This is a genomic window from Streptomyces sp. NPDC058650 (assembly GCF_042717315.1).
Classification (GTDB): domain Bacteria; phylum Actinomycetota; class Actinomycetes; order Streptomycetales; family Streptomycetaceae; genus Streptomyces.
In genome coordinates, this window is record NZ_JBHXRL010000006.1 from 281,867 (window position 1) to 305,178 (window position 23,312).

Genomic DNA, 23,312 nt, shown 5'->3' on the forward strand with positions numbered 1-23,312 from the left:
GCCGCGGTGGCGCTTCCGGGCTACTTCGGCAGTTCCGCGCGGCGGAGCGCCTTCACCGAGAGGCCGTAGATCCCGCCGAGGGCGCAGACGGCGGCGCTGGCGGTGAAGACCGGGGCGGGGCCCCATGTCCCGACGGCCGCGCCGGTGAGCGGGAAGCTCAGCGGGGCGATGCCGAGGCTGAAGAAGGTGGACACCGAGGTGACCCGGCCCAGGTAGGCGGGGTCGCACTCGGTCTGGGTGAGTGCTCCGCACAGGGCGCCGCTGAGGCCGGCGAGCAGGCCGACCGCGACGGACACCGCGACGGCCACCGGCAGCTGCGGTACGTACGCGAGGGCGGCGATCGACACCGCGCCGAGGGCGATGGTCCAGGAGAGGACGAACCCGGCGCGCGGGACGCGGCCCCGGACCGTCAGGAGCAGGGACGCGGCCCCCGCGCCCGTACCGAAGCCGGCGAGGATCCAGCCGATGCCGGCGGCGCCCCAGCCGCGCAGGTCGGAGAGGAGCGCGAGACCGACGTTGAGGGGGCCGACGAAGCCGAGGTCGCTGAGGGCGACGACGATCATCAGCGGGCCGAGGACGCGGTGGCGGCGGAGGTAGCGCAGTCCGTCGGCCAGGTCGTGCAGGGCGGTGGTCTGCTCGCGGGCCTCCTCGTCGGTCGGCAGCGGCCTGAGGCGGAGCGTCAGGAGCAGGGGCAGCGAGAAGGCGAAGAGCAGCCCGGCGGCGCCGAACGCGGCGGCCGACCCGCCGAGGGCGACCGCGAGTCCGCCGAGCGGGGCGCCGACGAGGACGGAGATCCGGTAGGCGAGGCCCCGCATCCCCTGGACCCTGCCGAGCTGTCCGGAGGCGGCGATCCGGGGCGGCAGGGCGCCGACGGCGGGCATGAACAGGGCGTCCACGGCTCCGAAGACGAGCGCGACGGCGGCGAGGACCCAGAGGCCGGGGGTCGCGAGGGCCAGTGTCGCGGCGACGCCGAGGACGACGACACAGCGGACGGCGTCGGAGGATATGACCACGCGCCAGGGCCCGAAGCGGTCGGCGACCACTCCCCCGCCGAGCATGAGCAGGGCGCGCATCACGGCGCTGAGGGCGAGGACGATCCCGGCCTGCGCGGGGGTGCCGCTCTGTACGGCGGCCCAGGAGAGGGCCAGGTGGTAGACCATGTCGCCGGTGGCGGACGCGGTGTACGCGCCGAGCCAGCGCAGGACGTTGGGGTCGCGGTAGGCGGGGCGCTCGACGGGGGCGAGCTGGGTGGCCGTCACGAGTGGTAGGGGAACGCGTGGAGGTGGACGGCGACGTTCTCGCGGCCCTCGGTCTCGCCGGCCGCCTCGGCGGCGCGGGCCTTCTGGTCGTACTTCTCCAAGACGGCTTCGAGCTCCTCGCTGAGGGAGGTGAGCTCGGCGGCGGTGAGCCGGGGCAGCCACTCGGAGCTGATGGAGGCGGAGCGCCATGCGTCGGACCAGGTCAGACGCTCGTCGAGGAAGCGCCGGTGGAGTTCGGTGCGCTGTTCGTTGATGGTGCGGCCGATGGCGTCGCTCGCGGCGGCCAGCTCGGGCGTGCCCCGGACGTCCTCGTCGCGGATGGAGACGCCGTACGAGCTGGGCTGCCACCAGCGCTCGCGGCCGTCCGCCGACCGGGTCTCGGCCTCCTCGATGAGGCCGTGGTCGGCGAGCTTGCGCAGGTGGTAGCTGACGAGCGAGACGGCCTCGTCGACCTGGTCGGCGAGCTGGGAGGCGGTGGCGGTGCGGGCCACGAAGAGGGCGCGGTAGAGGCGCATCCGCAGCGGGTGCGAGATGGCCTTGAGGGTGCCGAGGTCGGTGATCCGACGGTTCTCCTGCGAGGTCATGACACCGACCCTAGATGCGCAAGAAAACTTGCACAACAGAAATTGCACAAATAATCCTGCGCATCTGGGGGAGAAGAAGGGCCCCAAGGGGCCCTTCTTGACGACCGCTCAGCGGACCGGGTGGCCCGCCTCCCGCAGCGCGTCCTTGACCTGCGAGATCCGCAGGTCGCCGAAGTGGAAGACGGAGGCGGCGAGCACCGCGTCCGCGCCCGCCGCGACGGCCGGCGGGAAGTCGGAGAGCTTGCCGGCGCCGCCGGAGGCGATCACCGGGACCGTGACGTGCTTGCGCACGGCCGCGATCATCTCGGTGTCGTAGCCGTCCTTGGTGCCGTCCGCGTCCATCGAGTTGAGCAGGATCTCGCCCGCGCCCAGCTCCGCGGCCCGGTGCGCCCACTCGACGGCGTCGATGCCGGTGCCCCGGCGTCCGCCGTGGGTGGTGACCTCGAAGGAGCCCGAATCGGTGCGGCGCGCGTCCACGGAGAGGACGAGCACCTGGCGGCCGAAGCGCTCCGCGATCTCCTGGATCAGCTCGGGGCGCTCGATGGCGGCGGTGTTGACGCCCACCTTGTCGGCCCCGGCCCGCAGCAGCTTGTCGACGTCCTGGGCCGCGCGGACCCCGCCGCCCACGGTGAGCGGGATGAAGACCTGCTCGGCGGTGCGGCGCACCACGTCGTAGGTGGTCTCCCGGTTCCCGGAGGAGGCGGTGATGTCGAGGAAGGTCAGCTCGTCGGCGCCCTCGGCGTCGTACAGCTTGGCCATCTCGACGGGGTCGCCCGCGTCGCGCAGGTTCTGGAAGTTGACGCCCTTGACGACCCGGCCGTTGTCCACGTCCAGGCAGGGGATCACGCGTACGGCGAGGCTCATTCCGCGCTGCCCTTCTGTCCCTCTGGGCGGACCGCCTCGACCTCGACCTCGACGACCAGGCTCGGGTCGACGAAGCCGGAGACGATGATCATCGACGCGGCCGGACGGACGGTGCCGAAGAGCTCCTTGTGGGCGCGGCCGACCTCGTCCACGTCCCGGGCGTGCGTGATGTACATCCGGGTCCGTACGACGTGCTCCGCACCCAGGTCCAGCTGCTTCAGCGCGTCGAGGGCCACGTTGAAGGAGTTGACCGTCTGCTCGTAGGGGCCTCCCCCGGCGATCTGACCGCCGACCACCGACGTGCAGCCGGAGACCAGGACCAGGCCGTTCGGCAGCTCCACCGCGCGGGAGTAGCCGAACTGCTCCTCCCAGGGGGCACCGGTCACCACCTTGCGCACGGAATCGGTCATACGGAAGCCACCGCCTCCAGCGCCTCTTCCAGGGTGAACGCCTTGGCGTAGAGCGCCTTGCCGACGATCGCGCCCTCGACGCCCAGCGGGACGAGGCCGGACAGGGCCCGCAGGTCGTCCAGGGAGGAGACGCCGCCGGAGGCGACGACGGGCTTGTCGGTGGCCGCGCAGACGTTCCTCAGGAGCTCCAGGTTGGGGCCCTGGAGCGTGCCGTCCTTGGCGATGTCGGTGACGACGTAGCGGGCGCAGCCCTCGGCGTCGAGGCGGGCCATCGTCTCGTACAGGTCGCCGCCGTCACGGGTCCAGCCGCGGCCGCGCAGGGTCGTGCCGCGCACGTCGAGGCCGACGGCGATCTTGTCGCCGAACTCGGCGATGACCTTGGCGACCCACTCGGGGGTCTCCAGGGCCGCGGTGCCGAGGTTGACGCGGGTGCAGCCGGTGGCGAGCGCCGCCGCGAGCGAGGCGTCGTCGCGGATGCCGCCGGAGAGCTCCACCTTGATGTCCATGGCCTGCGCGACCTCGGCGATCAGCGCGCGGTTGTCGCCGGTGCCGAAGGCGGCGTCGAGGTCGACCAGGTGCAGCCACTCGGCGCCCGCGCTCTGCCAGGCGAGGGCCGCCTCCAGCGGGGAGCCGTAGGAGGTCTCGCTGCCGGACTCGCCGTGCACGAGACGGACCGCCTGGCCGTCGCGGACGTCGACGGCGGGGAGGAGTTCGAGCAGGTTCCTGGAAGACACAGTCACAGGGTTCCGATCCAGTTGGTGAGGAGCTGGGCTCCGGCGTCGCCGGACTTCTCGGGGTGGAACTGGGTCGCCCAGAGGGCGCCGTTCTCGACGGCCGCGACGAACGGCTCGCCGTGGGTGGCCCAGGTGACCTTGGGGGCGCGCATGTTGGGGTTGCCGACCTCGAGGCTCCACTCGCGCACCGCGTAGGAGTGCACGAAGTAGAACCGGGCGTCGGCGTCGAGGCCCGCGAACTGCTCGCTGCCCTCGGGCGCGTCCACCGTGTTCCAGCCCATGTGCGGTACGACGGGGGCGTTCAACGGCTCGACCGTACCGGGCCACTCGTCGAGGCCCTCGCTCTCCACGCCGTGCTCGATGCCGCGGGCGAAGAGGATCTGCATGCCGACGCAGATGCCCATGACGGGGCGGCCGCCGGAGAGCCTGCGGCCGACGATCCAGTCGCCGCGGGCCTCCTTGAGGCCGTCCATGCAGGCGGAGAAGGCGCCGACGCCGGGGACGAGGAGTCCGTCGGCGTTCATCGCCTTGTCGTAGTCGCGGGTGATCTCGACGTCGGCGCCGACCCGGGCGAGCGCGCGCTCGGCGGAGCGGACGTTGCCGAAGCCGTAGTCGAAGACGACGACCTTCTTGGGGCTGCCGGTCACGCTCATGACCACACGTCCAGCCGCAGCACGCCGGCGGAGATGCACATCGCGGCGCCGAGGGCGACGAGCACGACGAGGCCCTTGGGCATCTGCTGCTTCACGAAGGAGTAGATGCCGCCGAGCAGGAAGAGCCCGATGACGATGAGGATGGTGGAGAGGCCGTTCACGGTTAGAGCGCGCCCTTCGTGGAGGGGAGGATTCCGGCGGCGCGCGGGTCGCGCTCCGAGGCGTAGCGCAGGGCGCGGGCGAAGGCCTTGAACTGGCACTCCACGATGTGGTGGGCGTTGCGCCCGTACGGGACGTGGATGTGCAGCGCGATCTGGGCCTGCGCGACGAACGACTCGAAGATGTGCCGGGTCATCGTCGTGTCGTACGACCCGATCATCGGCGCCATGTTCTCGGGCTCGGTGTGCACGAGGTACGGACGGCCGGAGAGGTCGACGGTCACCTGGGCGAGCGACTCGTCCAGCGGGACGGTGCAGTTGCCGAAGCGGTAGATGCCGACCTTGTCGCCGAGGGCCTGCTTGAAGGCGGCGCCGAGGGCGAGGGCGGTGTCCTCGATGGTGTGGTGCGAGTCGATGTGCAGATCGCCGTCGGTCTTGACGGTGAGGTCGAACAGACCGTGCCGGCCGAGCTGGTCGAGCATGTGGTCGTAGAAGCCGACCCCGGTCGACACGTCGACCTTCCCGGTGCCGTCGAGGTCGATCTCGACGACGACGGAGGTCTCCTTGGTGGTGCGCTCAACGCGGCCTACGCGGCTCATCGCTTCTGCTCCTTCATCAGTTCACGGACCGCGTCGAGGAACGCGTCGTTCTCTTCGGGGGTGCCCGCGGTGACCCGCAGCCAGCCCGGTACGCCGTTGTCCCGGACCAGGACGCCCCGGTCGAGGATCCGCTGCCAGGCCGCGTGCGAGTCGGCGAACGTGCCGAACTGCACGAAGTTGGCGTCGGACTCGGTGACCTCGTAGCCGAGGGCACGCAGTTCGGTGACGAGCCGGTCGCGCTCCACCTTGAGCTGCTCGACGTACCCGAGAAGGGTGTCGGTGTGCTCCAGGGCGGCGAGCGCGGTGGCCTGGGTGACGGCGGAGAGGTGGTACGGCAGGCGGACCAGCTGGACGGCGTCGACCACCGCCGGGTGCGCGGCGAGGTAGCCGAGGCGCAGCCCGGCGGCGCCGAAGGCCTTGGACATGGTCCGGGAGACCACCAGGTTCGGCCGGCCCTCGATGAGGGGCAGCAGCGAGTCGCGGTGGCTGAACTCCACGTACGCCTCGTCGACGACCACCATGGAGGGCTTGGCCGCCTGCGCCGCCTCGTACAGGGCGAGGACGGTCTCGGCGTCGACGGCGGTACCGGTGGGGTTGTTGGGCGAGGTGATGAAGACGACGTCCGGGCGGTGCTCGGCGATCGCCTTCTCCGCCGCGACCAGGTCGATCGTGAAGTCGTCGGCGCGCGGGCCCGAGATCCAGCCGGTGCCGGTGCCGCGGGCGATCAGGGCGTGCATCGAGTACGAGGGCTCGAAGCCGATCGCGGTACGGCCCGGGCCGCCGAAGGTCTGCAGCAACTGCTGGAGGACCTCGTTGGAGCCGTTGGCCGCCCAGACGTTCTCGACGGAGACCGGGTGCTTCCCGGTGCGGGAGAGGTAGCGGGCGAGCTCGGTGCGCAGCTCGATCGCGTCCCGGTCGGGGTAGCGGTTGAGGCTCCGGGCGGCGTCGGCGACGCGCTCCGCGATCCGGGCGACGAGCACCTCGGGCAGCGGGTAGGGGTTCTCGTTGGTGTTCAGCTGGACGGGGACGTCGAGCTGGGGCGCGCCGTACGGGGACTTGCCGCGCAGCTCGTCCCGGACGGGCAGCTCGTCCCAGGGGGATCGGTCGGGGTCGCGGATCTCGGTCACTGCTGGGGCACCTTCCACCCGAACCGGGCCTTGATCGCGGCGCCGTGGGCCGGGAGGTCCTCGGCCTCGGCGAGGGTCACCACGTGGTGGGCGACCTCGGCGAGCGCGTCCCGCGTGTAGTCCACGATGTGCACGCCGCGCAGGAAGGACTGCACGGAGAGGCCCGAGGAGTGGCAGGCGCAGCCGCCGGTGGGCAGGACGTGGTTGGAGCCGGCGCAGTAGTCGCCGAGCGAGACCGGGGCCCAGGCGCCGACGAAGATCGCGCCCGCGTTGCGGACCCGGTCGGCGACGGCGGCGGCGTCGGCGGTCTGGATCTCCAGGTGCTCGGCGCCGTACGCGTCGACGACCTTGAGGCCGTCGGCGAGGTCGCGGACGAGGACGATCGCGGACTGGCGGCCGGCCAGGGCCGGGGCGATCCGGTCGTCGACGTGCTTGGAGGCGGCGACCTGGGTCTTCAGCTCGGCCTCGGTGGCGGCGGCCAGCTCCTCCGAGTCGGTGACGAGGACGGAGGCGGCCATCGGGTCGTGCTCGGCCTGGCTGATGAGGTCGGCGGCGACGTGCACGGGGTCGGCGGTGGAGTCCGCGAGGATCGCGATCTCCGTCGGGCCGGCCTCGGCGTCGATGCCGATACGGCCCTTGAGGAGGCGCTTGGCGGCGGCCACGTAGATGTTGCCGGGGCCGGTCACCAGGTTGACGGGGGCGCAGCCGGGCTCGTCTGCGCTGCCTTCGGTGCCGTACGCGAACATGGCGATGGCCTGGGCGCCGCCGGCGGCGTACACCTCGTCGACGCCGAGCAGGGCGCAGGCGGCGAGGATCGTCGGGTGCGGCAGTCCGCCGAACTCCTTCTGCGGGGGCGAGGCGACGGCCAGGCCCTCGACGCCGGCCTCCTGGGCCGGGACGACGTTCATCACGACGGAGGACGGGTAGACGGCGCGGCCGCCCGGCACGTACAGGCCGACGCGCTCGACCGGGATCCACTTCTCGGTGACCGTGCCGCCGGGGACGACCTGGGTGGTGTGCGTGGTGCGGCGCTGCTCGCGGTGGACGAGGCGGGTGCGCCGGATGGACTCCTCGAGGGCGGCCCGGACGGCCGGGTCGAGCTCTTCGAGGGCGCGGCTGATCGCCTCGGCGGGCACGCGGAGGCTCGGGACCCGCACGTGGTCGAATTTCTCGCCATAGTCGATCACTGCCGCCGCGCCATGATGCCGGACGTCCTCGCAGATCGGCCGCACCGTTTCCAGGGCGGCTTCCACGTCGAACTCGGCACGGGGCAGCAGGTCGCGCAGGGCGGCACCCTCGGGGAGGGCTTCGTCGCGCAGATCGATTCGAGAGATCACGGGTCAATTCTCGCAGACGGCACCACGGCTCCGGACGCCTGTATCACTGGCTGATACACGCGCTGATACCCGCCACAGTGGCGTCTTGTCGCCACACCTGACCGTTAGCGTTCAGCCCGTCACACAGCGGGAAGAACGGCTGTGCGAATCCATCAACGGCATGGACGGATTCACGGGGAAAGCGAGGGGGCGGCGTGACCGAGCCGCACGAGGACGGGATGCCCGACGGGCTGACGGGCCCGGAGCGGGCCGTGTGGCGGGCGTTCCGGATCGGCAGGACCTGCGATCTGACGGACGGGATCGCCGAGCGGGACGACCCGTTCGGGGCGCGGGAGTGGGGCCCGGAGCGGAGCGTCCGCGCCGACGTGGTGGCCCTGCTGCTGCTCGACGGGCCGCAGGCCCGGTCGGGACGGGTGGCCGCGCTGAAGCTGCGCGGGGTGCGGATCACCGGCGTGCTGAATCTGGCGGGCGGGACGATAGGGCCGTACGTGGAGCTGCACGGCTGCCGCTTCGACGGCGAGGTCGTGCTCCCCGAGGCCCAGTTCGGCACCTTGCGGATGGTCGCCTGCGCCATCCCGCGGCTGGAGGCGGCGCGGCTGCACACGACGGGCGATCTGCATCTCCCGCGCTGCCGGGTGGGGCGCGGCATCCGGCTCACGGACGCGCAGATCGGCACGGACCTGCTCATCAACCAGATCCAGGTGTGGCCGGACCGGCGCGGGCGGGCCATCACCGCCGACGGGATGGTGGTGGCCCAGGACCTCCAGGCCGAGCTGATCGAGACGCACGGCGAGCTGAGCCTGCGCGGGGCGAAGGTCGGCGTCTCGCTCAGCCTGCGGGGCAGCGTGCTGCGCGGGGCGCAGCAGCGCCGGGCGCTCAACGCCCCGCAGCTCACGGTGGAGCGCTCGCTCTACCTGAACGCGGCGTGGGTGTACGAGGACCCGGAGACCTCGGGGAACGCGGAGACGTCAGGGAACTCCGGGAACTACGGGAACACGGGCCAGTCGATGGCCACCCCGCCGTACGGCGTGACGCCCGCCCACGGCGCCCGGCGCAAGCCCGTGGAGTGCCACGGCGGCGTCCGGCTCGACGACGGCCGGTTCGGCGACGCGGTGGACCTGAACCACGCCCGCTTCCTGCTGAACGGCTCGCGCCGTGAGGAGGTGTCGCTGCGCCGGATCGTCACCCCGGAGCTGCGGTTCAACGGGGAGCGCCCGGAGGAGGGGCGCGTGGTGCTCAACGGCGCCAGGATCGTCACGCTGATCGACCTCTCCACCAGCTGGCCGGGGCCCGGCGGTCTGGCGATGGGCGGGTTCGTCTACGAGAACCTCGTGCCGTACGGACACTTCCCGCTGGCCCGGCGCCTGGAGTGGGTGGCGGCGGCCACCCCGGAGTACGCCCCCGAGCCGTACGAACGCCTGGCGACGGTCCTGCGCAACAGCGGGGAGGACGCGGACGCGCGCGAGGTGCTGCTCGCCAAGCAGCGGCGCCGGCGGGAGACGCTGCCCCTGGCGGGGAAGCTGTGGGGGTTCGTCCAGGACTGGACGGTGGCGTACGGCTACCGGCCCGGCCGGGCGGCGCTGTGGATGGCGATCCTGTGGGCGGCGGGCACGGTGGCCTTCTCGCGGTACCCCCCGATACCGCTCAAGAAGGACGAGGCTCCGGAGTGGAACGGGACGCTGTACGCGCTGGACCTGCTGCTGCCCGTGATCAACCTCGGGCAGGAAGGCTACTGGCGTCTGGAGGGCGTCTGGCAGTGGGCGGCGGCGGCGCTGATACTGCTCGGCTGGATCCTGGCGACGACGGTGGCGGCGGGCGCGACGCGTCTCCTGCGCCGCGGCTGACCGGGCGGGCCGGGTGGGCCGGGCGGGCCGGGCGGGCCGCGGGCCGCGGGCCGCGACGAGACGGGGCGGCGGGACGCGCGAGGAGGCGGGCCGCGGGACGCGAGGAGGCGGCGATGTGAGGGGGCCCGGTGAGGTGGGGGTGAAAGGGCTGGGCAGATGGGCGCGAAACAGCACGACCCGGTGGGAAAATACGTCGCACCATGTCCTTCCTCCGCGCCCTGATCGGCGCCGTCCGTTCGGCCCGGCACACCCCGCGGCTCGCCGCCGTGCTCGTGCCGGACGACGACGTGCTGCTCGACGCCCCGGACGCACGGCTCGCCCCCGCCCTGGTCGCCGCCGCCCTGGCCGACCCGGAACCCGCGGCGAAGCTGCTCGCCACCACCCGGGACGCCGCCGAGTGGGAGGACCGCGACCGGTACGTCACCCGGCTCGCCACCTTCGCGTACAACAGGGGCGACTGGCTGGCCCACTGGCTCTCCGCCGCACCCCGCGACCCCGACGCCCTCCTCGTCTCGGCCCAGCTCGCCGTCCGCCGGGCCTGGGAGTCCCCCGCCCGGGCCGAACGGCTGCGCGAGCTCGACCCGCTGATCCGCACGATCACCGAGGAGGCGCCCGACGATCCGGTGCCGTGGCGGCTGGCCCTGGACCACGCGCGCGGGGTGCATGCCGGGCACGCCGTCTTCGAGACATTGTGGGAGCAGGCCGTGCGCCGCTCCCCACACCACTACGGCAGCCATGTCGCGGCGCTCAAGTACCTCTCCGCGCAGTGGTACGGCTCACATCGGGCCGCCTTCGACTTCGCCGAGCAGGCCGCCGACGACGCCGCGCCGGATTCGCTCGTGCGGGCACTCCCGGTCCGCGCGGCCTACGACCGGCTCCGGGCGCTGCCCAGGCCGGACCGTTCCGCGGCCGCGACGCGGCTCGACCGGGCGGCCGACCGGGCCCTCGTGCTGTCGGCCGCCTTCCCGGCGGGCGACCCGTGGCCCGCCGAGGTCCGCAATCTGCTCGCGTACGTGCTGGTGGAGCGGGCGCGGTGGGACGAGGCACTGGACGAGTTCCGCCGGATCGGCCCCCACGCGACCTCCTTCCCGTGGGGTGCGCCACGGGGCGCCGTACAGGAGGATCCGCTGCGCCGGTTCCTGGCCGTCCGGGACGCCGTACGGGCCGAGTCGGCCGGCCGGACGCCCCTGTGGAGGCCCGGAGACGGACGGGCCGGACGGGGCGGGCGCGGCGGCCATTAGGCTTGGCCGCTGTGACCACCGCTCGCCTGCCTCTCTTCCCGCTCAACGCGGTGCTGTTCCCTGGCCTCGTGCTGCCGCTGAACGTCTTCGAGGAGCGTTATCGCGCCATGATGCGGGAGTTGCTCACGATCGACGACACGGAGCCGCGCCGCTTCGCCGTCGTCGCCATCCGGGACGGGCGCGAGGTCGCGCCGACCGCTCCCGGGATGCCGGACCCGACGGCGCTGCCGGAGAAGGGCCCCGCGGCCGGCTTCGGCGCGGACCCCATCCAGGCCTTCCACCGGGTCGGCTGTATCGCCGACGCGGCGAGCATCCGCGAGCGCACCAACGGCAGCTTCGAGGTCATGGCGACCGGGACGACCCGGGTGAAGCTCCTCTCGGTCGACGCGAGCGGGCCGTTCCTGGTCGCCGAGGTCGAGGAGATCCCGGAAGAACGGGGCGAGGACGCGGGCACCCTCTCCGAGGGGGTGCTGCGGGCCTTCCGGAACTACCAGAAGCGGCTGGCGGGGGCGCGGGAGCGGTCGCTGACGACGAGCGAGCTGCCGGACGACCCGTCGGTGGTGTCGTATCTGGTCGCGGCGGCGGCGGTGCTCGACACCCCGTCGAAGCAGCGGCTGCTCCAGGCCCCGGACACGGCGACGCGGCTGCGCGAGGAGCTGGCGTTGCTGCGCGCGGAGACGGCGGTGCTGCGGCATCTGCCCTCGCTGCCGGCGGTCGACCTGACGCAGGGTCCGACGAACCCGAACTGAGCCGACCTCGGTCACGATCCCAGGAAGAGCGCGTGGCGAAGAAGCAGAAGAAGAACAGCGGGGGCACCCCGGCGACGGTCGCGCTGACCACGGCCGGGACCCCGTTCACCCTGCACGCGTACGAGCACGACCCGGCCTCCCCCTCGTACGGCGAGGAGGCGGCGGAGGCACTCGGCGTCTCCCCCGACCGGGTCTTCAAGACGCTGGTGGCGGACGTCGACGGCGAGCTGACGGTCGCGGTGGTCCCGGTCGCGGGGCAGCTGGACCTGAAGGCGCTGGCCTCGGCGGTCGGCGGGAAGCGCGCGGCGATGGCGGACCCGGCGGCGGCGGAGCGCACGACGGGGTACGTCCGGGGCGGCATCTCGCCCCTGGGCCAACGCAAGCGCCTGCGTACGGTCCTCGACGCCTCGGCCTCGGACCACGCGACGATCTGCATCTCGGCGGGCCGCCGCGGCCTGGAGGTCGAGCTCTCCCCCGCGGACCTGGCCGCCCTCACCTCGGCGGTCGTGGCGCCGATCGGCCGCGGCTGACCCGGGGGCGGCTCCGGCCGCGCCCGGGGCTCAGAGCGACTTCTGCTCGCGCTGCGGCTGCGGCGCCGGCTGCAACGGCCCCCAGTACTCCGGTTCCGGGTCGCGGGGGCCGAACAGGGCCGTGAGCGCCAGGTGGGCGATCATCGCGGCGAGCGGCCAGGCCAGCATCGCCGCGGCCGCCATGTCGAGTTCGAGGGGTGCCTCGAAGACGACGTTGGGACCGACCGACTTCGCGTGGGCGACCACGTCCCGCGCCGGGCCGAAGTACGTCCCCACGCCCCAGGCGAGCAGCGATCCGAGGACGCCGCCGAGCGCCAGGCCGAGCACCAGCGGCACCCCGCCCTCGCGGCGCAGCAGGAAGACGACGAGCGCGGCGACCGCCCCGAAGGCCAGGGCGAGGAGCACGAACGTCCCGTCCGCGCCGATCGCCGACTCGCCCTCGGAGTCGCGGAGGTAGACCCCCTTGCCGTCCGAGATCAGCAGGACGCGCGGCGCCAGCCACAGCCACAGCACTCCGAGCAGCGCACCCGCGACCGCCGAGACGGCGGTCACGACGACACCCCGCAGGACCTCGGCCGCCGTGATCGGGTCCCCGGCGGGGTCGAGCGGCGGAGGCGGCGGGGGCCAGTCGGGGTCGTGCGGAGGCTGGTGAGGCGGAGTCAGGGGTGCGGTCACCCCGCCATCGTGCCAGGTGTGTCTGTGGCCCGCCTCAGCGGACGGCCGCCCGCCGGTAGGCCCAGGTGGCGACCGCCAGGGACACCACGCCGACCGCCCCGCAGATGGCGAGGTCGAGGCCGACGGCCACCCAGTCCGGGTGCGGGTCGAAGGTACGGGCCAGGGCCTCCACGCCGTACGTCGACGGCAGCAGGTCCCGCGCCCAGCCGATCGGCTCCGGCAGCCGCTCGGCCGGGAGCACGCCGAGGAGCAGCGCCGCCGACATGCCGAGCTGGCCGAGCAGCGTGGCGAGCTCCTGCCGGGGAGCGAGGAGTCCGAGCGCGGCGCCGAGGCCGGCGAGGGCGGCCCCGGCGAGCGGGACGACGGCGCCGAGGATCCACAGCTGGCCGAGGGGCAGCCCGAAGAGCACGGACCCGGCGACGGCCGTGACGACGGTCCCGGGCACGGTGAAGGAGGCGTACGCGCCGGCCGCGCCGAGCACGACGGCCGCCGGCGGCACGGGCAGGGTGGCGTAGTGGTCGAGGCCGCCGCTCGCCCGCAGCTGCCCGAAGTACTGGGCGAGCAGGTTGAGCGCGACGAAGGCGACGACGAGGACGGTGGAACCGGCCACGACGGCCCGCGCCTCGGAGCCGCCGTCGACGACCCCGCGCATCAGGACCATGATCCCGATCGACTGGAAGGTGGCCACGAAGAGCAGCGGGATGCGGGCCACACGGGCGCGCGAGAGCTGCGCGCGGTAGACGGCGGCCATCGCGGGCAGCAGCCGGGCGCGCGGGGCGAGGGGCGCCGCTCCGTCCTCCGCGTCGTGCGACCGGACGGGGAGCGCGCCGGTCGGCAGGGCCTCGGTGGGCACGGTGCTCACGGCGTACAGCTCCTGACGGTCACGTACGGAACGAGGGGGCCCGGGGACACGAGGGGGCCCGGGGATACAAGGGGGCCCGGGGACACGAGGGGACCGCGGGGCCCCGGGGAAGGAGGAACGCGGCTCACGCCTTCACCAGTCCCTCGGTCGCGCCGCCCAGCGCCAGGTACACGTCCTCCAGGCTGGGCGTGGCCACGGTGAAGTCGTCGAGCGCGGCGAAGGCGGGTCCGCCGGTCACCGTGGCGACGGCCGCGCGGGCCGCGTCGGGGGCGAGCCGGAGGATCCAGCGCCGTCCCGTCTCCTGGGCGAGTTCGCGCAGGGCGGCGACCTCGGGCAGCTGGAGCGGCGGTGCCTCGCGCCACACCAGCTCGACGCGGACCTCGTCCGCGACGCGTTCCTTGAGTCCGGCCGGGGTGTCGCAGGCGATGACCCGGCCGCGGTCGAGGACGGCGACGCGGTCGAGGACGGTCTCGGCCTCGATGACGTTGTGGGTGACGAGCAGCACGGTGGTGCCGTGCTCGGCGCGCCGCCGGTCGACGGCGGCCCAGACGGCCCGCCGGGCGACGGGGTCCATGCCGGTGGTGGGTTCGTCGAGGACGAGGACGGACCGTCGGCCGACCAGTGCGGTGGCGAGGCAGGCGAGCCGCCGCTGGCCGCCGGAGAGCTTCTTGAGGGGCCGGCCGGCGAGCGCGGTGAGGCCGAGCTCCTCCAGGACGGCGTCGCGCTCGGCGCGCGCGTCGTGGGCGCCGAGCCCGCGCAGGCGTGCGGTGGTGTCGGCGGCGAGGGCGACGGTCAGCTCGTCGAGGGCGGTGGACTCCTGGCCGAGGTAGGCGAGGAGCCGGGCCGCCCGCTCGGGGTGGCGTACGAGGTCGTGGCCGAGGAGCTCGACGGAGCCGGAGTCGGGGCGCATGAGCCCGGTCAGCTGGCGGACCAGGGTGGACTTGCCCGCTCCGTTGGGTCCGAGCAGGCCGAAGATCTCGCCGCCGCGCACGTCGAGGCTGATCCCGTCGGTGGCGCGCACCTCGGGTGTCGCGGGCGCACCGCGCCTGCCGCGCGTGGCGGGGTACGTCTTGACCAGATCCCGCACCACGCACACCGTACTCACGGGGGAAGAGCCTACGGGGTCGCCGGGCCGGCTCCGGGCGCGGGGGCGTGTTCGGCGGCGGCACGGACGTCGATCTCGCGCCAGAAGCCGGCCCGGATGGCGTACCGGTCGTGCTCGTCGATCTGGTCGTCCTTGTGGGCGAGGAGACCGAACCGTGCGGCGTAGCGGAGGAGTTCGCCGTCGATGCGGTGCGGGATGCGCGGGTAGAGGGTGGAGAGCTTCTGGACGTGGCTCTGTTCGGGGAGCCGCTCCATCCAGCGGCGGGCGAACACCTGCCCGACCTCGAACGGATCGCCGCCGACGGTGGTGATGTCCTCCTCGCGGTCCGCCCAGCGCTGCTCGGCGCTGGTGAGCAGGGCGAGGGTGGGCAGGGACGCGGTCTCCGCCGGCTCGCCGAGGGAGGAGGTGGCCGGGCGGTCGATCCACCCCCGGTCGGAGGACCAGCGGAGCGCGCTCGCGCCCTGCGGCACCGGGGCGAGCGGCCCGCCCGAGCCGTTGGGGCCGCGCAGGCCCGCCAGGTCCTTGGGCGTGGGGACTCCTTTGCCCGCGGCGGCGCCGGGGCCACCGTGGGCGTGCCCGTTGGAAGCGGCGGGCGCCTCGGCGGAGTCCGGTCCCCTCCCGTTCCGCGCCGAGGCCGCCGCGGCCTCGGCGGCCCGTTCGGCGGAGGCCGCGAGGGCGGCCTCGGGCAGCGGGGCCGAGAGAATGGCGGCGATCTCGGGGCGTGGGGCGGGCGGGGGCGCGCAGATGCCGGTGAGGTCCCTGGCGCGGACGGCCCGGGTGATCCAGGTCCGGTCGAGGACCCGCCGCTCGTCGGCCTCGGCCACCAGGTCCTCGGACTGGTTGTAGTCGCCGTCGGCGGCCTGGACGGCCCACAGGTGGACGGCGACGCCGTGCTCCTTGGCGGACATGAGGCCGGGCAGCAGGTCGCCGTCGCCGGTGACGAGCACGATGTCGGAACAGGCCCTGTTGCGGGCGAGCTCGGTCAGCTCGGTGTGCATGGCCGCGTCGACGCCCTTCTGCGCCCAGCGCCCGTCGCTCCTGGTCAGGGCGCCGAGCCGGACGGTGACCCGGGGCATCACGCGCAGTCTGCGGTGCTCGGGCTGGGGCACTCGGTCGGGTGCGCCGTCGAACCAGTAGATCCGCAGGAGGGGCAGCGCGGTCTCGTCCTCGGCGCGTTCTCGCAGCTGTTGGATGAGCGCGGCGTGGTCGACGGCGATCCTGGAGCGGGCCGGTTCCCCGGCGAGGAGACTGGCGGCGGCGCCCAGCAGGTAGCCGGCGTCCACCAGGACGACGCAGCGGTCCACGTGTTCCACCCTCTTTCGGGAACCTCGGGGTCGGACTCGGGGGTCGGAAGGTGCTCCGTATCTTCTTCGTTCTCTTCGAGTCTGCCCGACGGCCGGGAGCTTGACGGTCGGAACTGGATCATCGGCGTGGCGGATATCACGTTCACCCGGCCGTTACGTTCCGTAATGATCCAAAATGCGGCCGATTCGCCCGTGTGTGAGTCTGACAGCGGCCCTGGCCCCTAGGTCCCTTTGAGGAGGCATCATCCCCATGGCCAAGAACCGCAAGCAGGACCGTATGCAGCAGAAGTCGTCGGCAGCGGAACGCGGCACCCAGCAGGCGCAGCAGTCCGCGATGGAGTCGCAGGCCGACCAGCGCGCCAGCCAGGTGACCCCGGGTGACATGGCCCGCAAGGGCCGCCAGAAGCGCTTCGGTCACAACTGACACGCAGGTACCGGAAGGGGCGCGCCCGTGACGACGGGCGCGCCCCTTCCGGTGTGATGGGCCGTACGGAGGCCGACCCTAGCCGGCCAGGCAGGACGGGCCGAGCAGCACCTTCAGGTCGCCGAAGAGGGCCGGGTCGGCCGTCACCCGGTGCCGGTCGAGGCGGAGCACGGTCGTGGTCCGGGGCCCCTGGAGCTTGATCCGCACCTCGGTGTTGCCCTTGTGGTGCTTGAGGATCTCGCCGAGCCTGCTGACCATCGGCGGGGTCACCTTCACCGTCGGGATGGTGAGGATCACCGGCGCGTTGGTCCCGGCGTTCGACAGGTCGGGGACCATCAGCTCCATGGCGACCAGCCGGGGCACGTCCTCGCGCTTGTCGAGCCGTCCCTTGACGAAGACGACCGTGTCCTCGACGAGCTGGGTGGAGACCAGCTGGTACGTGGCCGGGAAGAACATGCACTCGATGGAGCCGGCCAGGTCCTCGACGGTGGCGATCGCCCAGGCGTTGCCCTGCTTGGTCATCTTGCGCTGGAGGCCCGAGATGATGCCGCCGATGGTGACGACCGCGCCGTCGCTGTGCTCACCGCCGGTGAGCTGCGAGATCGCCGCGTCGGTCTTGTCGGACAGGACGTGCTCGATGCCGAAGAGCGGATGGTCGGAGACGTAGAGGCCGAGCATCTCGCGCTCCTGGGCGAGCAGGTACGACTTCTCCCACTCGACGTCGGAGAACTCGACGTCCAGACCGAAGCCGGGCTCGTCGCTCGTCTCCTCGCCCATGCCGCCGAAGAGGTCGAACTGTCCCTCGGCCTCCTTGCGCTTGACCGCCACCACGTTGTCGATCATCGGTTCGTGGTGGGCGACCATGCCCTTGCGGGTGTGGCCCATCTCGTCGAAGGCGCCGGCCTTGATCAGCGATTCGATGGTCCGCTTGTTGCAGACGACGGCCTCGACCTTGTCGAGGAAGTCGGGGAAGGTGCTGTACTTCCCCTTCGCCTTGCGCGACTTGATGATCGACTCGACGACGTTGGTGCCGACGTTCCGCACGGCGGAGAGGCCGAAGAGGATCACGTCGTCGCCCTGGGCGGCGAAGTTCGACTCGGACTCGTTCACGTTCGGCGGGAGCACCTTGATGCCCATGCGGCGGCACTCGTTGAGGTAGACGGCGGACTTGTCCTTGTCGTCCTTGACCGAGGTGAGCAGACCGGCCATGTACTCGGCGGGGTAGTTCGCCTTGAGGTAGGCGGTCCAGTAGGAGACGAGGCCGTACGCGGCGGAGTGCGCCTTGTTGAAGGCGTAGCCGGCGAAGGGGACCAGGACGTCCCAGAGGGCCTGGATCGCCTTGTCGCTGTAGCCGTTCTTCTTCGCGCCCTCCTGGAAGATGACGAAGTTCTTCGCCAGCTCCTCGGGCTTCTTCTTGCCCATCACGCGGCGCAGGATGTCGGCCTCGCCGAGCGAGTACCCGGCGATGATCTGGGCGGCCTTCTGTACCTGCTCCTGGTAGACGATCAGGCCGTAGGTGACCGCGAGCACCTCTTCGAGCGGCTTCTCCAGCTCGGGGTGGATCGGGGTGATCTCCTGCTGCTTGTTCTTGCGCAGGGCGTAGTTCGTGTGCGAGTTCATGCCCATCGGGCCCGGCCGGTACAAGGCCGAGACGGCGGAGATGTCTTCGAAGTTGTCGGGCTTCATCAGCCGCAGCAGCGAGCGCATGGGGCCGCCGTCGAACTGGAAGACACCGAGCGTGTCACCGCGGCAGAGCAGTTCGTACGTCTTGGGGTCGTCCAGCGGGAGGGCGAGCAGGTCGAGCTCGATGCCCTTGTTGGCCTTCACCATCTTGACGGCGTCGTCCATGATCGTGAGGTTCCTGAGGCCCAGGAAGTCCATCTTGATCAGGCCGAGCGACTCGCACTGGGGGTAGTCCCACTGCGTGATGGTCACGCCGTCCGTGTGCCGCACCCAGATCGGGGCGTGGTCGACGATCGGCTCGCTGGACATGATCACGCCGGCCGCGTGCACGCCCATCTGCCGGACCAGGCCCTCGACGCCCCGGGCGGTGTCGATGACCTTCTTGACGTCCGGCTCGTTCTCGTACATCGCGCGGATCTCGCCGGCCTCGCCGTACCGCGGGTGCGAGGGATCGGTGATGCCGTTGAGGTCGATGCCCTTGCCGAGGACGTCGGCGGGCATCGCCTTGGTGAGCCGGTCGCCCATGGCGTAGGGGTAGCCGAGGACGCGCGCGGAGTCCTTGATGGCGTTCTTCGCCTTGATCTTGCCGTACGTGCCGATCATGGCGACCTTGTCGGAGCCGTACTTCTCCGTCACGTACCGGATCACCTCGACGCGCCGACGCTCGTCGAAGTCGATGTCGACATCGGGCATGGAGACGCGCTCGGGGTTGAGGAAGCGCTCGAAGATCAGTCCGTGCGGGATCGGGTCGAGGTCGGTGATGCCCATGGCGTACGCGACGATCGAGCCGGCCGCGGAGCCTCGGCCGGGGCCCACGGCGATGCCCTGCTTCTTCGCCCACATGATGAAGTCGGCGACGACGAGGAAGTAGCCGGGGAAGCCCATCGAGATGATCGTGTCCATCTCGTACTCGACCTGCTTCATGCGGTCCTCGGGGATGCCCCCGGGGAAGCGGCGGTGCATGCCCCGCATGGTCTCCTCACGGAACCAGGTCGTGTCGGTGTACCCCTCCGGGATGTCGAACTTCGGCATGAGGTTCTTCTCGACGAACATGCCGTCGGTGCTGATCTGCTCGGCGACCAGGAGGGTGTTGCGGCAGCCCTCCTGCCAGGCGTCCGACGAGTCGATGGCGTACATCTCGTCCGTGGACTTGAGGTAGTAGCCGGTGCCGTCGAAGCGGAAGCGGTCCGGGTCGGAGAGGTTCTTGCCGGTCTGGATGCACAGCAGGGCGTCGTGCGCGGTCGACTCGTGCGCGTACGTGTAGTGCGAGTCGTTGGTGACGAGCGGCGGGATGCCGAGCTTCTTGCCGACCTCCAGGAGTCCGTCGCGGACCCGGCGCTCGATCTCGATGCCGTGGTCCATCAGCTCCAGGAAGTACCGGTCCTTGCCGAAGATGTCCTGGTACTCGGAGGCGGCCTTCAGGGCCTCGTCGAACTGACCGAGACGGAGCCGGGTCTGCAGCTCGCCGGAGGGGCAGCCGGTGGAGGCGATGAGCCCCTCCGACCACTTGGAGATGGTCTCCTTGTCCATCCGGGGCCACTTCTGCAGCCAGCCCTCGGCGTACGCGTCGGAGGAGAGCTTGAAGAGGTTGTGCAGTCCGGTGGCGTTGGCCGCCCAGATCGTCTTGTGGGTGTAACCGCCGGAACCGGAGACGTCGTCCCGCTTCTGGTGCGGCTGGCCCCACTGGATCTTGCGCTTGTTGCGCCGGGACTCGGGGGCGACGTAGGCCTCGATGCCGATGATCGGCGTCACCCCGGCCTTCTTCGCGGAGTGGAAGAAGTCGTACGCCCCGTGCAGGTTGCCGTGATCGGACATGGCGATATGGGTCATGCCCATCTCGTTGCACGCGTTGAACATGTCCTTGAGCCGCGCGGCACCGTCCAGCAGCGAGTACTGGGTATGGACGTGGAGGTGCGTGAAAGGCGGCTTGGTCACGGCGGGAGGCCTCCGAAAAACACTGAGCGACAGGCTGCGGACAGTCTGGGGGGACAGCGTGGAAGTCTACGTCTCCGCGCTGACAGACGTCGGGCACTCGAAGCCAGGGTCACCCGTTGAGAGACAGAGAACACCCTCCCCTCACGAGCTGGGGGGACCCCGATTTCTCATGACCAGTCCGGCTGTACGTCCGGTACCAGGAGGCACCTCGAATGTCGGTCCCCCAGCCCACCGTCGCGGAGCGCGGTGAGCACATCCTCGCCGTCTTCGAGACCGCCTTCGGCGAGCTCCTCGCCGCCGACCCCGCGGCCTTCCGCGTCAAGTTCCGGAAGATGGCCGGCTCCGCATTCGCCTTCTACCGGGGAACGGCCTGCCTCTTCTACGCGGACCTGGAGAAGGAGTCCCAGGGCGGCCCCTACCTGGACGACCGCACCGGCCGGGTCTGGATCCACGGCGATCTGCACGCCGAGAACTTCGGCACGTACATGGACGCCAACGGCCGGCTGGTCTTCAACGTCAACGACTTCGACGAGGCCTGTGTGGGGCCCTTCACCTGGGACCTGAAGCGGCTCGCCGCCTCGCTCGCCCTGGTCGGCTACGCGAAGGCGCTCAGTGACGAGCAGATCACCCAGGGGGTCAGGATCTGCGCCGCCGCCTACCGCGAGCGGATCCACGCCCTCGCGACCGGCGCCGGCGAGGGCGAGGTGCCGCCCTTCACCCTGGAGACCGCCGACGGCGCGCTGCTCGGCGCCCTGCGCGTCGCCCGGGCGCAGACCCGCTTCGGGCTGCTCGACTCGATGACGGAGATCCGCGACTTCGAGCGCCGCTTCGCGGCCGGCGGGGGCGCGATCGACCTGGACGCGGCCACCCGGTACAAGGTCCTGGCCGCCTTCGACGGCTACCTGGAGACCCTGCCGGAGGCCAGCCTGGTCCGCCCCGACTCGTACCGGGTCAAGGACGTCGTCGGCCGGCGCGGGATCGGCATCGGCTCGGCCGGCCTCCCCTCGTACAACATCCTCCTGGAGGGCCACAGCGACGCCCTGGAGAACGACGTCGTGATCTACATGAAGCAGGCGCAGACCCCGGCGGTCTCCCGCCACGTCACGGACCCGGCGGTACGGAAGTACTTCCGGCACGAGGGCCACCGCACCGTGATCTCGCAGCGGGCGCTCCAGGCGCACGCCGACCCCTGGCTCGGCTGGGCGGAGCTCGACGGCGCCGGGCAGCTGGTCGCCGAGGTCTCGCCGTACGCGGTGGACCTGGACTGGTCGGACATCGACGACCTCGACGAGATCGCGGCGACCGTCGCGGACCTGGGCCGGGCGACGGCGACCATGCACGCGGCGGCGGACGAGTCCAGCGGGCAGTCCCTGGTGCCGTTCTCGACGGAGCGGGCCATCGACGCGGCCATCGCCGCCGACGAGGAGGGCTTCGCCGATCTCCTCGTGGACTTCGCGCACGCGTACGGGGCCCGGGCGCGGGCCGACCACCAGATCTTCGTGGACCTCTTCCGCAACGGCCGGATCCCCGGGCTGTAGCCGGAAGAGGCCGGTGGGGCGGTTCACAGCCTTCCTTTAGGGACCTCTTACGGCACGGCATGGGACACTCCACGACGATGGACATGGCAGGGACGCAGCTGAGAGCGCTGCGGGCGGCGTTCTTCACGGCACTGGTCGTGACGCTGTCCGTGGCGTCCCACGTGCTGCTCTCCGGCGTGCCGCTGCCGCTGGGGACGGTCGTCCCGGTCGCGGCCGGCGTCTTCGCCGTCGCGTACGCGCTGGCCGGCCGTGAGCGCGGCTTCGGACCCATCGCCGGGCTCCTCGTCCCGCTGGAGCTGGCGGCCGACACCCTCTTCACCACCGGTCAGGCGGTCTGTTACGGCGCCGCCGGGGGCCCGGTCGCCGGTTCGCTGCGCGCGGTCGGCGTGGACGTCTTCTGCGGCGGCGCGGTGGGCGCGCCGCTGCCCGGCGTGGCCGCCCCCGAGAGCGGGACCGCGGCGGCCCTGCTCGACTCCCCCGACCCGGCGCTGCCGTGGCTGCTGCTCCTGGCGCACGTCGGCGTCGGGCTCGCGGCGGCGTGCTGGCTGCGCGGCGGGGAGCGGGCGCTCGCCCGGCTGCTCGGCTCGGTGTCGGCCTTCGCGTTCCGGCCGCTCCTGCTCATGGCGGCCTTCTTCGTCGGCGGCGGTACGGCTCCGCGCCGGGCCGCCCGGCCCACGGTTCGGCCCCGGTCCTCCCGTATCCGTCTCCTCGTGCACTCCGTAGGGCGGCGGGGGCCGCCGTTCCCGGGCTTCGCTCTCGTCTGAGCGACGTCGGCACGGCGGTTCCCCCTTGTCTTATTCACACCCCTCACGGAGATCACGATCATGAGTGCACGCAACAGCCAGTCCAACAAGGCCGCCGCCCGCGAGCGGCTGCGCGTCGAGCGCGAGCGCCAGGCGAAGAAGGACCGGGCGCGCCGGCAGCTCGTCGTCGGCGTCTCGGCCGTGGCCGTCCTGGCCGCCGCCGGCGGCATCGGCTACGCGGTCGTGCAGGCCAACAAGCCCACCCAGTGGGAGGCGGCGGCGGACGCGAAGACCGTGACGGCCCCGAAGAACACCTCGGGCACGAACGGCACGACGGTCGTCATCGGCAAGCCGTCCGCGAAGAAGACCCTGGAGCTGTACGAGGACTCGCGCTGCCCCGTCTGCGCGACCTTCGAGCAGGGCGTGGGCTCCAGGATCGAGAAGGACGTCGAGTCCGGCAAGTACAAGATCAAGTACGTCGGCGCCACCTTCATCGACGACGGCGTCCCGGGCGAGGGTTCGAAGAACGCCCTCTCGGCCCTGGGCGCGGCCCTGAACGTGAGCCCCGAGGCCTTCCTGACGTACAAGGCAGCGCTGTACTCGGAGAAGTTCCACCCGGAGGAGAACCAGGACAAGTTCGCCAAGGACTCGTACCTCCTGGAGGTCGCGGACACGGTCCCGGCCCTCAAGAGCAACGCCGAGTTCAAGAAGAACGTCGAGAACGGCACCTTCGACGCCTGGGCGATGAAGATGTCCAAGGCGTTCGACGCGAGCGGTGTGACGGGTACGCCGACGCTGAAGATGGACGGCAAGCCGGTCACGGCGGAGGGCTCCGACAGCCCGCCGATGACGGCCGATCAGTTCGCCACGGCGATCGACGCGGCCCTCAAGGGCTGACGTCCACGCCCCGGCTCACGAGCCGGCCCGACCCGGCCCCGGACCTCTGAGGTCCGG

23 protein-coding genes are annotated in these 23,312 nt (G+C 72.0%); 8 read left to right on the plus strand and 15 right to left on the minus strand.

Features of this window, described 5'->3' with window-relative positions; genetic code table 11:
- Positions 1–20: 20 nt before the first annotated feature.
- From ACFWWU_RS13510 to hisD, 10 genes are all read right to left on the minus strand, one after another.
- Positions 21–1,259 (minus strand): MFS transporter, encoded by a 1,239-nt coding sequence (locus tag ACFWWU_RS13510; RefSeq protein WP_384143589.1) that lies wholly within the window; start codon positions 1,257–1,259, stop codon positions 21–23.
- The gene (locus ACFWWU_RS13515; RefSeq protein WP_384143592.1) at positions 1,256–1,843 is read right to left on the minus strand and encodes an ArsR/SmtB family transcription factor; all 588 of its coding nucleotides are present in this window, start codon (positions 1,841–1,843) and stop codon (positions 1,256–1,258) included. The genes ACFWWU_RS13510 and ACFWWU_RS13515 overlap by 4 nt, the downstream gene beginning before the upstream one ends.
- A 108-nt stretch (positions 1,844–1,951) precedes the next feature.
- Positions 1,952–2,707, minus strand: coding sequence for an imidazole glycerol phosphate synthase subunit HisF (hisF, locus tag ACFWWU_RS13520; protein WP_384143595.1), 756 nt, complete (start codon positions 2,705–2,707; stop codon positions 1,952–1,954).
- Entirely contained in the window at positions 2,704–3,117 is a 414-nt protein-coding gene (locus ACFWWU_RS13525) for a RidA family protein (protein WP_384143598.1), read from the minus strand. The genes hisF and ACFWWU_RS13525 overlap by 4 nt, the downstream gene beginning before the upstream one ends.
- On the minus strand, positions 3,114–3,851 hold the full coding sequence (gene priA, locus ACFWWU_RS13530; protein WP_384143601.1) for a bifunctional 1-(5-phosphoribosyl)-5-((5-phosphoribosylamino)methylideneamino)imidazole-4-carboxamide isomerase/phosphoribosylanthranilate isomerase PriA: 738 nt from the start codon (positions 3,849–3,851) through the stop codon (positions 3,114–3,116). Before priA ends, ACFWWU_RS13525 begins: the two co-directional genes overlap by 4 nt.
- Before the next feature lie 2 nt (positions 3,852–3,853).
- Positions 3,854–4,504: an imidazole glycerol phosphate synthase subunit HisH gene (gene hisH / locus ACFWWU_RS13535; RefSeq protein ID WP_384143604.1), complete on the minus strand. Its 651-nt coding sequence runs from the start codon at positions 4,502–4,504 to the stop codon at positions 3,854–3,856.
- Positions 4,501–4,665: a hypothetical protein gene (locus ACFWWU_RS13540; RefSeq protein WP_384143607.1), complete on the minus strand. Its 165-nt coding sequence runs from the start codon at positions 4,663–4,665 to the stop codon at positions 4,501–4,503. Before ACFWWU_RS13540 ends, hisH begins: the two co-directional genes overlap by 4 nt.
- Positions 4,666–4,667: 2 nt before the next feature.
- A complete protein-coding gene (gene hisB / locus ACFWWU_RS13545) occupies positions 4,668–5,261 on the minus strand; it encodes an imidazoleglycerol-phosphate dehydratase HisB (protein ID WP_015032911.1) in 594 nt (197 codons plus the stop codon).
- On the minus strand, positions 5,258–6,388 hold the full coding sequence (locus ACFWWU_RS13550; protein ID WP_384143611.1) for a histidinol-phosphate transaminase: 1,131 nt from the start codon (positions 6,386–6,388) through the stop codon (positions 5,258–5,260). The genes hisB and ACFWWU_RS13550 overlap by 4 nt, the downstream gene beginning before the upstream one ends.
- A complete protein-coding gene (hisD, locus tag ACFWWU_RS13555) occupies positions 6,385–7,725 on the minus strand; it encodes a histidinol dehydrogenase (RefSeq protein ID WP_384143614.1) in 1,341 nt (446 codons plus the stop codon). The genes ACFWWU_RS13550 and hisD overlap by 4 nt, the downstream gene beginning before the upstream one ends.
- Positions 7,726–7,919: 194 nt before the next feature.
- Here hisD and ACFWWU_RS13560 point away from each other — a divergent pair, with 194 nt between their 5' ends.
- From ACFWWU_RS13560 to ybaK, 4 genes are all read left to right on the plus strand, one after another.
- Positions 7,920–9,569, plus strand: coding sequence for an oxidoreductase (locus ACFWWU_RS13560; RefSeq protein WP_384143616.1), 1,650 nt, complete (start codon positions 7,920–7,922; stop codon positions 9,567–9,569).
- A gap of 200 nt (positions 9,570–9,769) precedes the next feature.
- Positions 9,770–10,810: a hypothetical protein gene (locus ACFWWU_RS13565; RefSeq protein ID WP_384143619.1), complete on the plus strand. Its 1,041-nt coding sequence runs from the start codon at positions 9,770–9,772 to the stop codon at positions 10,808–10,810.
- Between the two features lie 11 nt (positions 10,811–10,821).
- Positions 10,822–11,559, plus strand: coding sequence for an LON peptidase substrate-binding domain-containing protein (locus ACFWWU_RS13570; protein WP_384143622.1), 738 nt, complete (start codon positions 10,822–10,824; stop codon positions 11,557–11,559).
- A gap of 32 nt (positions 11,560–11,591) precedes the next feature.
- On the plus strand, positions 11,592–12,089 hold the full coding sequence (gene ybaK, locus ACFWWU_RS13575) for a Cys-tRNA(Pro) deacylase (RefSeq protein WP_024757923.1): 498 nt from the start codon (positions 11,592–11,594) through the stop codon (positions 12,087–12,089).
- 30 nt (positions 12,090–12,119) lie between these two features.
- On the opposite strand, the gene ACFWWU_RS13580 is transcribed toward ybaK, so the two are convergent.
- The 4 genes from ACFWWU_RS13580 to ACFWWU_RS13595 form a co-directional block, all read right to left on the minus strand.
- On the minus strand, positions 12,120–12,764 hold the full coding sequence (locus ACFWWU_RS13580; protein ID WP_384143625.1) for a DUF2567 domain-containing protein: 645 nt from the start codon (positions 12,762–12,764) through the stop codon (positions 12,120–12,122).
- Between the two features lie 34 nt (positions 12,765–12,798).
- Positions 12,799–13,626, minus strand: a complete 828-nt coding sequence (locus ACFWWU_RS13585) for an ABC transporter permease (protein ID WP_384143628.1) — start codon at positions 13,624–13,626, stop codon at positions 12,799–12,801.
- Positions 13,627–13,750: 124 nt separating this feature from the next.
- Positions 13,751–14,722 carry an ABC transporter ATP-binding protein gene (locus ACFWWU_RS13590; RefSeq protein WP_384143941.1) on the minus strand — a complete coding sequence of 324 codons (972 nt, stop codon included), beginning with the start codon at positions 14,720–14,722 and terminating at the stop codon, positions 13,751–13,753.
- Positions 14,723–14,742: 20 nt separating this feature from the next.
- Positions 14,743–16,044 (minus strand): NYN domain-containing protein, encoded by a 1,302-nt coding sequence (locus tag ACFWWU_RS13595; RefSeq protein WP_384143631.1) that lies wholly within the window; start codon positions 16,042–16,044, stop codon positions 14,743–14,745.
- A 241-nt stretch (positions 16,045–16,285) separates the two neighbouring features.
- On the opposite strand from ACFWWU_RS13595, the gene ACFWWU_RS13600 reads away from it, so the two are divergent.
- Complete coding sequence (locus ACFWWU_RS13600) at positions 16,286–16,459, plus strand: hypothetical protein (RefSeq protein ID WP_384143634.1); 174 nt, start codon at positions 16,286–16,288, stop codon at positions 16,457–16,459.
- 78 nt (positions 16,460–16,537) lie between these two features.
- Here ACFWWU_RS13600 and dnaE read toward each other — a convergent pair whose 3' ends face one another.
- Positions 16,538–20,077: a DNA polymerase III subunit alpha gene (gene dnaE, locus ACFWWU_RS13605; RefSeq protein ID WP_384143637.1), complete on the minus strand. Its 3,540-nt coding sequence runs from the start codon at positions 20,075–20,077 to the stop codon at positions 16,538–16,540.
- 212 nt (positions 20,078–20,289) lie between these two features.
- Here dnaE and ACFWWU_RS13610 point away from each other — a divergent pair, with 212 nt between their 5' ends.
- The 3 genes from ACFWWU_RS13610 to ACFWWU_RS13620 all read left to right on the plus strand — a co-directional run bounded on the left by ACFWWU_RS13610 (position 20,290) and on the right by ACFWWU_RS13620 (position 23,255).
- A complete protein-coding gene (locus ACFWWU_RS13610; protein WP_384143640.1) occupies positions 20,290–21,615 on the plus strand; it encodes a DUF2252 domain-containing protein in 1,326 nt (441 codons plus the stop codon).
- A gap of 77 nt (positions 21,616–21,692) precedes the next feature.
- Positions 21,693–22,379: a hypothetical protein gene (locus tag ACFWWU_RS13615; RefSeq protein ID WP_384143643.1), complete on the plus strand. Its 687-nt coding sequence runs from the start codon at positions 21,693–21,695 to the stop codon at positions 22,377–22,379.
- 60 nt (positions 22,380–22,439) lie between these two features.
- Positions 22,440–23,255: a DsbA family protein gene (locus tag ACFWWU_RS13620; protein ID WP_384143646.1), complete on the plus strand. Its 816-nt coding sequence runs from the start codon at positions 22,440–22,442 to the stop codon at positions 23,253–23,255.
- Positions 23,256–23,312: the final 57 nt, after the last annotated feature.